At 54.7% G+C, this 13807-nt stretch carries 14 protein-coding genes; 6 read left to right on the top strand and 8 right to left on the bottom strand.

Going from position 1 to position 13807, the window contains the following annotated elements; genetic code table 11:
* The 8 genes from AAC035_RS10240 to AAC035_RS10205 all read right to left on the bottom strand — a co-directional run.
* The coding region (locus tag AAC035_RS10240; protein WP_339803462.1) for a hypothetical protein at window positions 1-691 on the bottom strand (691 nt) is incomplete at its 3' end.
* Window positions 688-1005, bottom strand: coding sequence for a hypothetical protein (locus tag AAC035_RS10235; RefSeq protein ID WP_339803459.1), 318 nt, complete (start codon window positions 1003-1005; stop codon window positions 688-690). The genes AAC035_RS10235 and AAC035_RS10240, both read right to left, overlap by 4 nt.
* A 557-nt stretch (window positions 1006-1562) precedes the next feature.
* Entirely contained in the window at window positions 1563-2132 is a 570-nt protein-coding gene (locus AAC035_RS10230; RefSeq protein WP_339803455.1) for a hypothetical protein, read from the bottom strand.
* 25 nt (window positions 2133-2157) lie between these two features.
* Window positions 2158-3294, bottom strand: coding sequence for a phage major capsid protein (locus tag AAC035_RS10225; protein ID WP_339803452.1), 1137 nt, complete (start codon window positions 3292-3294; stop codon window positions 2158-2160).
* A 34-nt stretch (window positions 3295-3328) separates the two neighbouring features.
* Entirely contained in the window at window positions 3329-4510 is a 1182-nt protein-coding gene (locus AAC035_RS10220) for a hypothetical protein (protein WP_339803449.1), read from the bottom strand.
* A 204-nt stretch (window positions 4511-4714) separates the two neighbouring features.
* The gene (locus AAC035_RS10215) at window positions 4715-5215 is read right to left on the bottom strand and encodes a hypothetical protein (RefSeq protein WP_339803446.1); all 501 of its coding nucleotides are present in this window, start codon (window positions 5213-5215) and stop codon (window positions 4715-4717) included.
* 84 nt (window positions 5216-5299) lie between these two features.
* Complete coding sequence (gene dcm, locus AAC035_RS10210; RefSeq protein WP_339803443.1) at window positions 5300-6082, bottom strand: DNA (cytosine-5-)-methyltransferase; 783 nt, start codon at window positions 6080-6082, stop codon at window positions 5300-5302.
* Window positions 6083-6267: 185 nt separating this feature from the next.
* Window positions 6268-7401 (bottom strand): hypothetical protein, encoded by a 1134-nt coding sequence (locus AAC035_RS10205; RefSeq protein ID WP_339803440.1) that lies wholly within the window; start codon window positions 7399-7401, stop codon window positions 6268-6270.
* A 685-nt stretch (window positions 7402-8086) separates the two neighbouring features.
* On the opposite strand from AAC035_RS10205, the gene AAC035_RS10200 reads away from it, so the two are divergent.
* The 6 genes from AAC035_RS10200 (at window position 8087) to AAC035_RS10175 (ending at window position 13687) form a co-directional block, all read left to right on the top strand.
* Window positions 8087-9286, top strand: coding sequence for a membrane dipeptidase (locus AAC035_RS10200; RefSeq protein WP_339803437.1), 1200 nt, complete (start codon window positions 8087-8089; stop codon window positions 9284-9286).
* A gap of 731 nt (window positions 9287-10017) precedes the next feature.
* Complete coding sequence (locus tag AAC035_RS10195) at window positions 10018-10461, top strand: hypothetical protein (protein ID WP_339803434.1); 444 nt, start codon at window positions 10018-10020, stop codon at window positions 10459-10461.
* The gene (locus AAC035_RS10190; RefSeq protein ID WP_339803431.1) at window positions 10461-11099 is read left to right on the top strand and encodes a hypothetical protein; all 639 of its coding nucleotides are present in this window, start codon (window positions 10461-10463) and stop codon (window positions 11097-11099) included. Before AAC035_RS10195 ends, AAC035_RS10190 begins: the two co-directional genes overlap by 1 nt.
* Window positions 11100-11489: 390 nt before the next feature.
* Complete coding sequence (locus AAC035_RS10185; RefSeq protein ID WP_339803428.1) at window positions 11490-11753, top strand: hypothetical protein; 264 nt, start codon at window positions 11490-11492, stop codon at window positions 11751-11753.
* Between the two features lie 39 nt (window positions 11754-11792).
* Entirely contained in the window at window positions 11793-12650 is an 858-nt protein-coding gene (locus tag AAC035_RS10180; RefSeq protein WP_339803426.1) for a hypothetical protein, read from the top strand.
* Between the two features lie 500 nt (window positions 12651-13150).
* On the top strand, window positions 13151-13687 hold the full coding sequence (locus AAC035_RS10175; protein WP_339803423.1) for a hypothetical protein: 537 nt from the start codon (window positions 13151-13153) through the stop codon (window positions 13685-13687).
* Window positions 13688-13807: the final 120 nt, after the last annotated feature.

Below are 13807 nucleotides of genomic sequence, written 5' to 3'. Positions count from 1 at the left end.
CCGGCATACCGCCTGTCGGACCCGGCATACCGCCTGTCGGACCCGGCATACCGCCTGCTGACCCCGGCATACCGCCTGCTGACCCCGGCATACCGCCTGTCGGACCCGGCATACCGCCTGTCGGACCCGGCATACCGCCCGGCATCCCACCTGCTGGCTGTTGCTGGTCGACACCTGAAGGCTTCTTACGCCACGCATCCTGCACCTGAATCCAGTCGTCACCGACCTTCTTCCACCCCTGCTGATTGCCCGTGTCCCCAACGTCCGTCCATTTGAATCCGCCGTCATCTGCACCGCCACCGGGCATTTCACCGGGCATTTCACCGGGCATTCCGCCAGCTACGGGAGGTCCACCGGGCATACCTTGCACGGTTTCGCCCAAACCGACAGCACCTTGGCGAGTATGCATTGTGCCCTGATGTTCAGGCCCCATGATCTTCAACTGGTTAACAGGCTTATAGCCAGCTGCGAATTGTTGATCGTAAGCGTCCTTTGCCGATGAGTAGCCACTCTTCTTCCAGTTTTGGATTCGGTGCTTCCGCTCAGACTCATTGGTCCACAGCTTACGTAGCTGTTGATGGGTCAGGTTACCCATGGCAGAGCTTGCTTTCTTCAAGAACTCCTTCCACGGTATAACTTTCGAGGTGTCTCTTCCGCCAAGGAGGCTACGAACAACTTCGACCTGGCTCATCGCGCCGCCGGGCTGTCCCGTGTCGGGCGGTCCGCCGCCGGGCTGTCCCATGTCAGGCTGCCCCATACCGCCACCCGGCATTCCGCCACCCGGCATTCCGCCGCCCGGCATTCCACCACCCGGCATTCCGCCACCCGGCATACCACCGCCCGGCATTCCACCGCCGGGCTGTCCACCGCCGGGCATACCACCGCCGGGCATTCCGCCGGGCTGTCCACCACCCGGCATTCCACCACCCGGCATTCCGCCGGGCTGTCCACCGCCGGGCATACCGCCGGGCATTCCACCGCTTGGGTCACCCATACCGGGGCCACCCATTCCGCCCTGCTGCTGTCCACCGCCGGCAGGCTGGCCGCTAAGTGCCGCCGAGAGCGGAGCCGGCTGTCTTCGAGCAACAGCAGAGCGGGTTCTATCCACCCTCGGTGAACCCGAGTCTTCCCATTGGCCGGCCGTCTGCAACTGCTCAACAACTGTACCGGGCGGCTGCTGTGGTTGAGGGCGAGGTGTCTGGGGGCGCGGCTGTTGGGGACGCGGTTGTTGAGGACGAGGCGTCTGAGGACGAGGTGGCTGATAAGCGCCGGCACCCGGTCCCTGCACACTAGACCGACGAGACTGATCGCCGGGACGGTAGTTGGGAGCCCTCTGCTTCTGGACAGTTGCTGGACTACTCAACAACTGAAATGGTTTGTTCTTCTTCTGTTGACGTGGCTTCCGCAGGCGCTGATTGGCCCTGCCTGTCATCGGTCGCTGACCAGGATTAACCATTGACGCACTACCCCTCATAAAAAAACGCCGCCGAGCATTCCGAAGAACACCCGGCGGCGCAACCCAAGACCCCGAATTGCGTGGCTGCGCAGCCAGGTGTCCGGTCTTAGTAAGGAACGTGTAAGTGAACTAAACCTGCGTTATTGTCACTTATCGCATCGACCGCAACGCCCATGATGTTGCCGATGTGAGCAGCCGTGGCAGCCATAGCATGGCCGTCAGTACCTGCATCTGCAACAACCGGAGCGCCCACAGCGATGCCACCTTCAGCGTAAATTGGCACAACCCCGCCGATAATCAACCAAAAAAGGTCGTCATCTGCGACAGTGGTTGCCCCAAGCTCAGGATCACCAACACCAGCCCAATCGCCCTCAGTCAAACTAGCGCCTGCACAAGCACCGGCAGCTAGTCGTCCAGAAGCGGCGGTATCAAATCCAAGGACTAGGCCATAAGTAGCAGTAGCTACAGTCAGGGCCGAGCCTTTGGTGTTACGAACGCACACTGCCCGGAGGGCTTGACCACTGCGGCGGCTTTTGCCACCGCGAATCGCGGGTGTGCGATCAACGTCAGGGAATTCAAAGACAGCACCAACCCAATGGGCATTAGTCAAGTTGCTGTCGCTGTCAGTCCCCGAGAGCGTTTCGCCCAAATCAAAAGGAGGATCAACGTAAATCATGTCATTCTTTCCTTGTCAAAAAGCACTATGCAAGTGCGGCCAGTTTGAAGAAGTTACGCGGCGATGAGAACTTGAGGTTGCTCAACGTGCTAACAGCTGCGACAAACGCCTGGCTATGAATGTCGTATTCCGGGCCTTCCGACCGCAGAAGACTCTCATCCATGGACTTCAGTTCGATATTGTCGTAGTTCAGGCCGTACCCAACACCGGATTCAATTCCAGCTTCCCACGATACTTCGATGCCATCAAAGTTCACTGTCTGCTTGAACCCGAGAGCGCGAAGTGACGTCTCGTTGGAAATCGCGATGCGTTCCTTGTCATCGATGATGTTCAGCAGTCCCATGTACAGATCACGGGCCAACAGAATGTTGGTGATCTGACCGGTCTTGCTGGCATTACGCTGACTATTAATGATGGCGTAACGCAAAGCCTCGTCGCCCTGCCCAGCCCAAGTGTTGGTGCTGCTGGGAAGGTCGGCGTGCGTGGTCGTGTAGTTCACAACCAGCGGCGACCAGAAGTCATACTCGCCATCAGCGATACCATCAGGCCAGTATTGACCCGATTCGTTTTCTCCGCCGTAGTTGCCGAGAACTGTCGACAGTGCGGCGTAACTGTCGTTCGGATAACCAACGATGTCAGCAGCATTCGCTGATCGCTGGGCACCGGACGTGCTGTTCACCGTACCATTGAGAACGAACATCGATTCCAGGCCATGCCAGGATTGCTCGTTACCCGAGGCGGAACCGTCAACGTAGTACTCGCCACCAAACGCCTGCGTCATGGAAGTTTCCAGTCGCTGGACGAAGTTGTCGAATACTTTGACAATGCCTTCCGGCCCCTTGTTGGAACGGAATTCACGGTAGTACATCGCGTCAGTTGTCTGGTAACCACGGAACTCGAGGCTCGCAGTTTTCCAGAGGTTGCGACGTGCAAAGTTTCGCTGAGTCTCGCCAGTATTTCCTTCCACCTTGTGGAGTCGGTACTGTACGGGCCAGTCAAAACCTTCACCGCTGTTGTTGTAGTTCACCCGTCCAGCTGACTCGAGCAATGCACCCAACTGAAAGTTTCGGAGCATTGACTCCTCAACTTCGCGGATATGATTCGCAAGAGTTGTGGCGCTAGTCCGGGCGAAGGCAACAGGATTGAATCCCTTATATGCCATTTTAAAAACCCCTTCTCACAAAAGTCACAACAAATTAGAACAAGCCATCTGCTATGGCCTGCTGACGTAGTTTTTCACCCGCAGTTAAATGCGGATTCTGCGACGGCGCCTCGGGTTCGTATGCAGCCGGAACACTTCCAGCTGCGCTAGGTATATGAGATGCGGGCGACTGCGACTGCAGGTGCTGCATGTTTCGCTGCTGCGCGGCATATGTTTGCTGCACTTGCTGCTGCTGCTGAGATAACATGCTTGTCGACAAGTCGCCCGCATACATCCGCGTTGCAAGATCCCACAATGTGCTTGGGTCAGAGATACCCTGCTGGCGGAAGTAGTTCACATAGTTCGTGACAGCCGCGCCCTCGGAGGAGAGGACAGGACTACCATTCACATCCTGTACAAATTGTTGGGTTCTGGGATCACGCTGGTACACCCAGTCGGCGTTTCGTGCATTAATATCCTCGACGGCCGCCTGCTGCTGCATTCCCTGGTAATAGTTGCTGGTGTAGTCGACGACCTTGGAATACGCCTCTGGAAAATACTTGTCGAATTCCTGCTTGATAATCTCCGGCAGGACTTCCTGTGGCCGTCGCAATAGCTTCTCGGCCCAGTCTTCCAAGTAAGTTGAATATCCCTCGGCTGCTGTCTTGACCTTGAGCGGTGTCCCGTCTCGCCAGTCCCACTGTGCGGTTCCAGTTTCCTGGTTGAATACCTGCTCTCGGTATTGGTCGAGGTTATGGAGATCGAATTCCGGGGGCGCCCACCAATGCTGCTCTCCCGGCTCTGGGGTCTGCTCCTGTTGCTGGGCCTGTTGCTGCTGCAGGTATTCCCGTCCGTAGTCAGCGTATTGCTGCTGCTCCTGCAACTGCTGGTCATACTGACCTTGCAGCTGCTGGGAGTAATTCGCCCACTGCTGATTCTGGTTAGCCAGTTGCTGGTAGGATTCAAGTAAACGATTTTGCGCCTCGCCGTCATCTGCGACATCGGAAAACCCAAGCTGCCTCACCTGGTCTGCCAGTGTTGGCTCGTAATACTCTTGGGGGTACGCTTCCTGCGGCTCCTGCGGTTCCTCGTAGACGGGCTCCTGTGCGGGCTCGTCATCGAAAAACTCGGTCAAGTCAAGTTCCGGTGCTACTGGCTCCTCGACCGCCGGCGCCTCCGTAAACTCATCCTGCACCTCACCTTCAATGGCTTCGTCTTGGGTAATATCTGTTGACATAAATTCTCTCCTCGGGTGAGTCCTGGGTACAATTGAAAGTGTCGCTCAAACCACCGGATTGATTCAAGAGAAGTTTCCAAGATGGCCCAAAAAAAGAGTACCCCAAGCAAGATCGGTGAAATCAGCAAGGGGTGCAACCGGTGCAATCAGTTGCACCGAGATGGGCGATGTCCGAGTTGCGGATGCCCTGAGTACCGGATTGTTTCAGTCGATCCGGCGAGGGAAGAACGGCGGCAGGCCACACTGTTTTCGCTCGAGTAGTTCGATTTCCCGAATGCTGTGAATGGCCCCTCGACCATAATCGACCAGCTCTGCCTCATCCATCTCTGCTGCCGTGGCCCATCCGCAGATGCGAGACTGCAGCTGCTCGTTAACGCTGACCAGGATATAGATGTCAGCCCGGCGTTCTAAATCTGGTGGAAGACGGAGGTGCGGGTCTTCCCAGTAAGTCGATGTCTTGATATCGCATCGCCGGCCCTCGACGAGAAAATCCGTTCCCCCGTCACCCTCAATAAGAAGCTCCACGTCCATTGGGACACCGGACTCGAGGCTGACCGTCAGCTCGCCGGCCAGACCAAGGAAATGCGTGGATCCATCTGCCCAGTTGCGGGTGCTTTCAAAGCCCCCCTTCTGGTTCTCCCTCGCCTCCGACAACGCCGTTATCACGTCCTTGTATGCGCTCAGATCCCATATCCTTTGGGCCATAAGATTTCCATTTCTGAACGATGATGTCACACATGTGACAGTGATGGGCAGACCTCTCACTATTGTCGTAGATCACCTGTGTCCTCAAACCGCATTGTGGGCACTTAACCATTCCTCTTCCGCCGCTTTCATTATCTGCTCGCCAATGAACTGTGCCACTGGAGGCGAGACTGAATTCCCTAACGATTTAATTCTGTCCACCCGTCTGGGAACCCCTGAAGATGTTCGACAAAGGTCGGGTCGAGGCTTCCACCATCTTCCTCCAGACCTTCCGCTGAATTCCTCAAGTGAACCACCCTCCCCAATAATGCGTTGGCCGGCACGTTCCTGCATGACTTCGCCGTCCCATCCTTCCAGTCCCTGCTCGTGGGAGTCGGATAACGTCCCAATGATGTAGACCCTGTCCCTAATCGTCGGTCCACCAAGTGAGCAAACTGGTATGCAGTGCCATTCCGCGTCATACCCGATCTCGGCCAGGTTCCTGAGAACCTCTCCCATTCCTCGAGCAAGGAGCGCTGGGACGTTCTCCAGTAAGATGTACCGTGGTCGGAGGACTGAAGAAATGCGAATGACCTCATAGAACAGCCCGCTCCTTTCACCGGAAAGCCCCTCTGGTTTATTTTGCGCATAAGACAAATCCTGGCATGGAAACCCAGCTGCGATAAGATCCGGCGATATGATTTCAACGCCCGGAGGAGGGAACTCCCGCACGTCCTCCCAGCGGGGTACGTCAGGCCAGTGCTTCTGGAGTACCTGCAGGCAGAAGGGGTTTATCTCCACCTGCCCCACGCACCTCATTCCAGCCCGCTCAAGACCGAGGTCAATACCACCGATGCCCGCGAACAGGCTCAGAAATGTTACATCCATGTCCTACCCTCCATTACCGCTCGCGATAATAAAGGATTACTGAGATTTTGGCAAGAGATTAGAGTTGTGAATCCCCCTAATGTAAAGCCCACCACCACTTGAACCAGATAACCTGCCGCCATATCTCAATCACGAAATATGTACTGCCGGACAGGCAAAACGTACCCAGCACCAATTTCTCTAGCTTATTCACCTCTAGCCCCCTTCAGTGCCCAGACTGCATCCCGTACATCATCAAATCCGATAATCCTTCTCTCGCCGGGAAAGAGGATGAAAGTCGGGCAGGTCGGGATACTGTGTTCAAATCCATACTGATGTGCGTACTGTGTCGTAATCTGATAGCTGCCCGGCCGGGCTGCATATATCCTCTTGCCATGCTTGGTCACGGCCTCCAGAGCGGCAGCATGATGATGCCCTATGACACCGATATCAAAAGGGGCGTCATTCATTTCCCAGAACCGCTTGACCACATGTGTCTGGTTCAGGCTTGAGTTAAACCGTCCCACCTGATGCCGGATCAGCATGTCATAATCCTGTCCACCGACTGTGACCTTCAGCCTCGCCTCTGCCGGCGCATAACAGAGCTTATTGTTCTCCGCTATCTTCGACAGGTAATCCACACCGCCGATCTGCGTCGTCCAAGCGTCATGGTTGCCGGAGATCAATACGAGGATCTTGTCACCGAAGATTTTCAGGTAATGATCGAACAGCCTCCACTGGTCGTTAGGTGTGCTGCGGGCCGCCAGGTACGCCTGCTGGATCTTGATGTGATTATCCACGCCGTCCCCCGCCAGACACGCATAGAGGCCGGGTGTGTCGTGGATCAGCTCGGCATCCTCCCGCATTCGCTTCAGGTCACACGCCGTGCCCGGCGCGATATGCTGATCCGAGATACAGGCAATGGCAATAGGGCCGGTAGGAAAGTTCACATTGAACTTCCCCCGCAGCTTTGCCTTCTTGATTTCCCTGATACCCAGCTTCTCGGCTTTCGTCCACGCATCGTTGCCATCCCAGTCATCTTTCCACTCGGGTATGACCACGCCAGCCTCTGCGGCAGCGGACTTCTCCTGAAATCCCAGCACCGCCTTCTTTAGATCCGCGACCTCACTCTTGAGCGCCACGTTCTCAAACTCGACCACCTCCTCTCTAACGTCTTCCGAAATCGGTTCACGTCCCATTTGGTGCAATCTTTTCAGCTTGCTCCGCACCGCGTCAGGCGAGCGATTCATGCTTGTCGCAATTTCAATGGCGTCCGCCCCTGATGACGCCAGCTTCAGTAGCTGTTCCTCTTCACTCTCTCGCCAAATACCGCTAGCCATAGCACCTCCAATAGCCGAGTAAGACATTGTCTATACCGGTAAATTATAGGCAGGTACTCAAATCCGCCGCTATCCACATTTCGCCGTATCAACGACTTCGATAAAATGGACACATGTGGTGGACATTAATACCAAAAGCGATTCTCACATCTTTTATCCTTATCGTAATTATTTGGGATCTGGCTACAGGTATTCTGGGGCACCCTGAAGCGACATTCAGCCGAGTACTTCTCGAGGCGTCCGCTGACCATCCGGTCATCGCCTTCATATTCGGCATGGTCTGCGGCCATGTCTGGTGGAGCAATAATTAGTGTTGTCCCAAAGTGGGGTAGAAGATATATTCGCTCTTTCCGATGTTTGCTGCGGTTCGTCGTAAGCCCACGTTTGGTATCCGCAGCGGGTCATGGTTCAGCACCCATTGGCCGAGGCCGATAAGCCTGAACGCAAAAGGAGTCAAAACCTAAGACCCATCAAAGTGTGGCTAGCCCCTGGTTGATGGCGAGGTCGAATATCCTGCCTGTCTTGCGCGAGTAATACAGGAGTAGCCGGAAAGCGGACGTAGCTCTGCGGAGTGAACCTGCCCGGTCATTGACTCAGGGGGCGTTCTAGCCTCTCAGCCAGAGTGACTTACCGTTATGATTGGGGTACTACGGCATAACTGTCTCAGGGCCAAGAGGTAGGTAGCATGCGAGACTGGCAGAGAATTCACAGTGAAGCGACCATTGTTGACCTGCATACTCACCCGACGCTGAAGATATCGCTCTTCAAGAGAAACCTGGCTAAACGATTCCGGCAGGGCCTTAAGGGATTCTGGCCGATGTCGACCAGATCGGGGTTTCAGATGCTCGAGCAGGGAGAATATGACGTATCCCTGTCTACGGTATACATGCCTGAAGCCGGTATGCTCAAAGATCTGCCCATCATCCACCTACTGAGATTCCTGCGGCCATTCGCCTGGTACAGGACTTTCGGGAAGAAATCCTACTTCAAAGGCGCTGTCTGGTGCCTGGATCAGATCGAGAAGCAGGCAAAGGCATACAAGGGCAAAAGACCGGTTGTTATCTCTCGCAGCCCCACCGAACTGGAGACAGATCTACTCAATAATGCGATATGTATCGTTCACAGCATCGAAGGGGCTCACAATCTGCAGGATAAATGCGGCAAGATACCAGCAGAGATAACCCCTGAAGTCGAAGAGGAGATACTGTCTAACCTCGAGTACATGGCAAAACGGGGTTGCGCATACCTCGGATTGTCGCATTTCTACCAGAACTACTGCTCCCCTTCAGTATTCCCGTACCCAGATTATGCACTGAAGCTATCAAAATGGCGTAATCTCGTGCAGAGGTGGGACGAAAACAAAGGACTCACCTCTCTAGGAGAGAAAGTAGTACTGCGTGCCAGAGAGCTTGGCATGCTTATCGACGTCACACACTGCACCCAAATGGCCCGTCGAGAAGTCTACGATATGTGCCAATCGGGCATCATTGCTTCCCACGTCGGATCCTATGAGCTGAACCCATCCACACTGAACCTGGAAGACTGGGAAATTGAGACAATAGCCCGTAAAGGCGGGGTAATAGGCGTGATTCCCATGACGTACTGGCTACTTGGCTATGGCAAGGGGCTCGGCCTGGACGCAATGAGCCAGACCATCCGGCACATCATCAGTGTGGGCGGAAAAGAGTGTGTGGGCATAGGCACTGATCTGGACGGCCTGACAGACCCAATTGACGAGATAACAGACGCTTCAGGGCTGTCCCAGCTGACCAGACGCCTGTGTGCAGAGACATTTGCGCGTGGAACGCGATATACCGACGAAACTATCCGAAAGATCCTTGGAGGGAACGCCTTACGGGTCTTAACGGAGCAGTGGAAGGTATGAAACGATACTTCGTGTATACCCACGGGGACCACAGCACAGGACCGTGGAAGGGTGATCTAATGGTCTGGGAAGGCGATTTATACAAGAAATCACTGACCGGAAGGCCAGATACACTCGGTTTAAGGTACATATACGACTACACAGGCCCTTGGATGACCATTGCAAGGAACCATGTAGTCGAAATCGTGCCGGCAGAAGACCTGGAAGATCCAGGCGATCAACACTACCTGACCTTCAGACAGTGCGAGTCAGTGCGTCATATAAAGGATGCACCCCCCGAGGAAGGCTCTACATAGCCCTCGGATGACCATGCAAAGGCCAAACAAGGCTGCTGCATGGCCCAATAAGGGACTTTTGTCCCCCAAAACTGGAAAAAATCTGTCCACAGGACGTAAATGGGGGTCGTGGCTCGGTGGGGTCATCCCCCCCGTGGACGTAACCCGTTACGCCGCATGCACTTACGTCCGCCCCCGCCTACTCCCGCGCGATAACCTGCCCCCCGTTAGTATGGTGCGGAACAGATCCGCGCTGGCTCCCCCGATCCCCTGCCGCTACTGGGCCGCCACTGCGGGGATTCCCCTACTGGATCCCCTGCCACTGATCTGCCAGCACTACTGTCGGGGGGACGCAAGAAAAACACGCCTAACCGTATTGCCGACATCGGTAATAGCCGATACTATTACTACATGGCCGGCGCTAGATCGGCTAATTGTTTTTCTGGAGTGCATACGATGACAACTGATACCTACGGGAAAGAATACGGCGCGGCGCTGGCAGTGCTAGATAAATTGGAAGCTGAGATCCTAGCCGAACCAGTAGAGGAACAGCAGACCGAAGCAGATAAGCAGATCGAGGCGCAGTATGACGTTGTTCTATCCACTGTCACTACACGCGAACGGCGCAAGGGCGCTATGCAGATCTGGTTACAGGGTACGGCGCTGTTTGCTGCGGCCGGCGCATCAGCTGGTAGCGCTTACGATGTTGATATGAAAACTGGTAGCGCGGTTATTCGATTTCACGAAAACGGCCGCCGCCGAGTGCATGCGCATAAGTCATCCGGCCGGCCCATAATCGATATGACGTCAAAATCGGTTACGGCGTTTTTCGGCCATTGCACTGTAGAAGTGACGGCCGTTGATAATACGTTAGTTCTCACGCGGAAAGCAGGTGCATAATGAACGATTCTATCCACACTAAATACGGTGAAGTGATCAGGGTTCTACAACGATTCGATTCGGTTGATGGCTGGGCCGATGTTACCGGTGACGGCCGTTACAACGGCCGGCGCTGGATTAATGACGCAGTCCAACACGGCGCTACTCACTTCACTGTTCGTATCCGGCTGAATTCTAAGTATCAGGACAAGTATGATCGGTTGTTTATGCTATTGGATTTCAGCGCGGACGAATTGACCGCGCCTAGAATCCGGCCGGATTGGGACCGCGCCGTTTATATCGAATCTAATCAGGCCAAACGGCCGGCGCTGTTGCTGGCGGTGGATGATCGTCGCCAGCTGGCATTGTATGAATACGCTATGCCGGCCGGTACAACCGCGCTGGCAGTGTTACCGGCTGATGCTGACAAGCAGCAGCAGTCTGTAAGCTATGCCGCACTGCCGCGCTACTGGTTTGACTTGATTCGAGATCAGTTTAGCTATCTCGAATATGACGGTTCGATCAGGATGGCGCTCTGCGGACAGAGCCAGAACGGCCGTACCTATTCTTTTCCCGAGACTGGTTACGTTATGTCGTCTCACCTGAACGAGCTGTATGGCAAACAGGACCGGCTGGATAGACAATCAGACTGGTTTTAAGTAGCCACAACCGCCAGCTGGTAGCGCAGCTGGTCATTGTGTTTACTTACCCCTGTTTGGAGTGCTGACAATGATTGACGTATATCAACGTGAAGTCTTATCCAGCGGTGAAATCGTTCACCTCTACCATGACGAACAAGACCGCCAAGCCGGCTTTACGCTGGTTGTAATCCCGTTGGAAATCTGGATGCAGCCGGAGTCTATCATCCGCAACGGATCCCGCAGCGAGTGCCTAGCGGCGTTGACGCGGCTACTGGCGGCGGACGTATGCGAAACGGCCTAGCCCCCTGCCCCCTGCCAGCTGGCAGGGTATCCCGACAAAACCTGGTTACCAGGTTTCTACACGCCAGCGACTACTATAACCCCCTGTTTTGATTGGAGTGCTGACAAATGACAGACAAGCTAAAAATTGACGACAAGCGGACACTATGGGTAGAACTGGATCCAGATTTCCAGACTAGCCAGACTTTTACTGTTTCGCTGCGGCCGGAGTTAATAGCCGACAACGAGCATCAAATAGTAAAAATCAAACGCGGCCCAACACTAGTCATCACGACAGAAAATCTAGAGCAGCAAAATGAGATTCTAGCAGTGCTGCGCAACGCTGAAGAAAATAGAACGCTAGACTTTCCGTTCGGATCTCGCAGCATTTAACCCACTATTTTGATTGGAGTGCTATCAATGACGTTTAGAATGCAAGTTACATTCACTGGATATGTTGACCAGTTTCCTGCGCTCGATGTTATCGTTACCGATGATAAGGGGAGCGCGCTTGTACCAGTTGTCGTGCGGCGCATACTGGCAGCCGATAACCCGAAGCTTGAGAAGAGCGCCAAGCAACACTGGCTGACTATGGGAGTATCGTTGTCCCCTGCTAATTCTGTCGAGGGCATCAATGCTTGCTCAAGCGCCAGCGCTGGTTGTATTGGCGGCTGTATCGATCATCAGGGTATGGGATCTTGGTTACGATCTATTCACGTTTGGCGCGCCGCCAAGTTATGGCTAGCAAAACACAAGCCGGCGCTGTTCTATAAAATGCTGGCGGATGATCTAGACCGCGCGGAAAGTAAAGCGCGGCGCGCTGGTATGGAGTTAACCGCGCGGTTAAACGTGTTTTCGGATCTCATGCACGAACGCAACAAACACGGTCGCCAAGTTATCGCGGATCGGCCGGCGCTGCAGTTTTACGATTACACGGCGCACCTCAAACGGATCCTGCGCGATGATCGGCCAGCCAATTACCATTTGACATATTCACGGAAAGAGGGGCGCGATACTCAAGCGCGGACCGTGTTGAATGCTGGTAAAAATGTGGCAGTGGTTTTCAATCACGCGAATTCTGACTTTCCGAAATCGTATCTAGACCACGAAGTGTACTCGGGCGATGATACAGATCTGCGATTTACCGACCCGGCGCCGCGTGTGATTGGTCTACGCTTGAAGTATTCTAGTTTTGATGAAGCGTATAAGATGATTGCAAACGGTTTTGCGGTTACGCTTCCCAACATTAAACCCCTAGTCGAGTTGCCGACGTTCTACGTTTCCAGTTAACCCCTAGTCGATCCAGACTCAAGCAGGGCGGATACTTTCCGCCCTGTTTTTACGCGCGTTACCAGTATCTAAAGAACCAGGCTGCCTGGTAGGCAACATGCCGGCTACTGGCGGCAAACCAGCGCCAACCGCTGAAAACGGATCCCCAGTTGCCCCGCTACGGCCGTTCGATAACCTAACCCGATACAATATACCCCTGAATTCTGGAGTGCCAGAGAATAGAAGCCAGCCCCACTGACCACAATATCGGTAAAAAACCCCTATTCCGGGGGGCTGCGCTGGGCCGGAATGCCGGTCCCCGCGTTGTGCCGACATTAGAACACGCCAGAAATGGTGCAACCATGCGTGAACTGCCAAGAACCAGGCTGCCTGGTAGGTAACCCCGCCTCGACCGCCAGCTGGCGACATTGAAACACGCCAGAAAACTTTTTGCTCAAGTCCTGTTGTGCTTTTTACCGATCCCGGTTATAACCCGCGAACCTTAACCCGAGGAGTGCATTATGAAAACGGAAATCGCAAACGAGTTCTCGCGAATCCTGCGGTCGTGGCTCACGCCTGATGTGATGGAAAACGTGATCGACTTGAATCAGTCTGAGGATGATTCACACGTCTGCCACAGTCACGATTTCTGCGATGCGAATGAGGCCATGTCTGCTGCCTTCGAGAGGGCCGTTGGCCGGCCGAGCTGGCTCCCATCTCAGGTAGATGAGGGTCTGTGTACTGATGTTGACGTGACCACGGACATGGATCTGTGGAATAGCGCGTGGGACATCGCTAAGGACACTGCGTTCACGCCGGCGGTCACAACAACCTGTCCCTGCGGATCCTGTCTACCCGTACCAATAGTCGATCACGGGTTCGACGTGTGCGGTGTCGAGTGTCCCGACTGCGGTCGCATGTCAACAGGCGGAAACGGCAGGACAGGAATAGTAGATGGCTGGATCACCGCGAAGTCTGCGGCCCAGTCACAAGCAGCATTCGAGGCGCAGCAATTCGACGTGGATATGAATGAGTGGTACGGAAGAGGTAACTGGTAACTGTTTCGAGGAGTGCATGAGATGACATACAGTAAAAGCGTTTTCACAATTCAAGGCGACTTCCCAGCCGTTGGCCTGCTTGTCGACGGCCACCCCTACTTCGATGCGGCCACTACCAAG

This window comes from uncultured Marinobacter sp., from assembly GCF_963974375.1.
Taxonomy (GTDB): domain Bacteria; phylum Pseudomonadota; class Gammaproteobacteria; order Pseudomonadales; family Oleiphilaceae; genus Marinobacter.
The sequence above is the reverse complement of the archived record's forward strand: the minus strand, read 5'-3'. Positions and strand labels throughout refer to the sequence as shown.

Bases quoted from the DNA above. Each gene is read 5' to 3' on its own strand.
- AAC035_RS10200 (WP_339803437.1), top strand. From the start codon at position 8,087: ATGCGAGACTGGCAGAGAATTCACAGTGAAGCGACCATTGTTGACCTG.
- AAC035_RS10215 (WP_339803446.1), bottom strand. From the start codon at position 5,215: ATGGCCCAAAGGATATGGGATCTGAGCGCATACAAGGACGTGATAACG.
- AAC035_RS10220 (WP_339803449.1), bottom strand. From the start codon at position 4,510: ATGTCAACAGATATTACCCAAGACGAAGCCATTGAAGGTGAGGTGCAG.
- AAC035_RS10230 (WP_339803455.1), bottom strand. From the start codon at position 2,132: ATGATTTACGTTGATCCTCCTTTTGATTTGGGCGAAACGCTCTCGGGG.
- AAC035_RS10190 (WP_339803431.1), top strand. From the start codon at position 10,461: ATGAACGATTCTATCCACACTAAATACGGTGAAGTGATCAGGGTTCTA.
- dcm (WP_339803443.1), bottom strand. From the start codon at position 6,082: ATGGATGTAACATTTCTGAGCCTGTTCGCGGGCATCGGTGGTATTGAC.
- AAC035_RS10225 (WP_339803452.1), bottom strand. From the start codon at position 3,294: ATGGCATATAAGGGATTCAATCCTGTTGCCTTCGCCCGGACTAGCGCC.
- AAC035_RS10195 (WP_339803434.1), top strand. From the start codon at position 10,018: ATGACAACTGATACCTACGGGAAAGAATACGGCGCGGCGCTGGCAGTG.
- AAC035_RS10175 (WP_339803423.1), top strand. From the start codon at position 13,151: ATGAAAACGGAAATCGCAAACGAGTTCTCGCGAATCCTGCGGTCGTGG.
- AAC035_RS10180 (WP_339803426.1), top strand. From the start codon at position 11,793: ATGCAAGTTACATTCACTGGATATGTTGACCAGTTTCCTGCGCTCGAT.
- AAC035_RS10205 (WP_339803440.1), bottom strand. From the start codon at position 7,401: ATGGCTAGCGGTATTTGGCGAGAGAGTGAAGAGGAACAGCTACTGAAG.
- AAC035_RS10185 (WP_339803428.1), top strand. From the start codon at position 11,490: ATGACAGACAAGCTAAAAATTGACGACAAGCGGACACTATGGGTAGAA.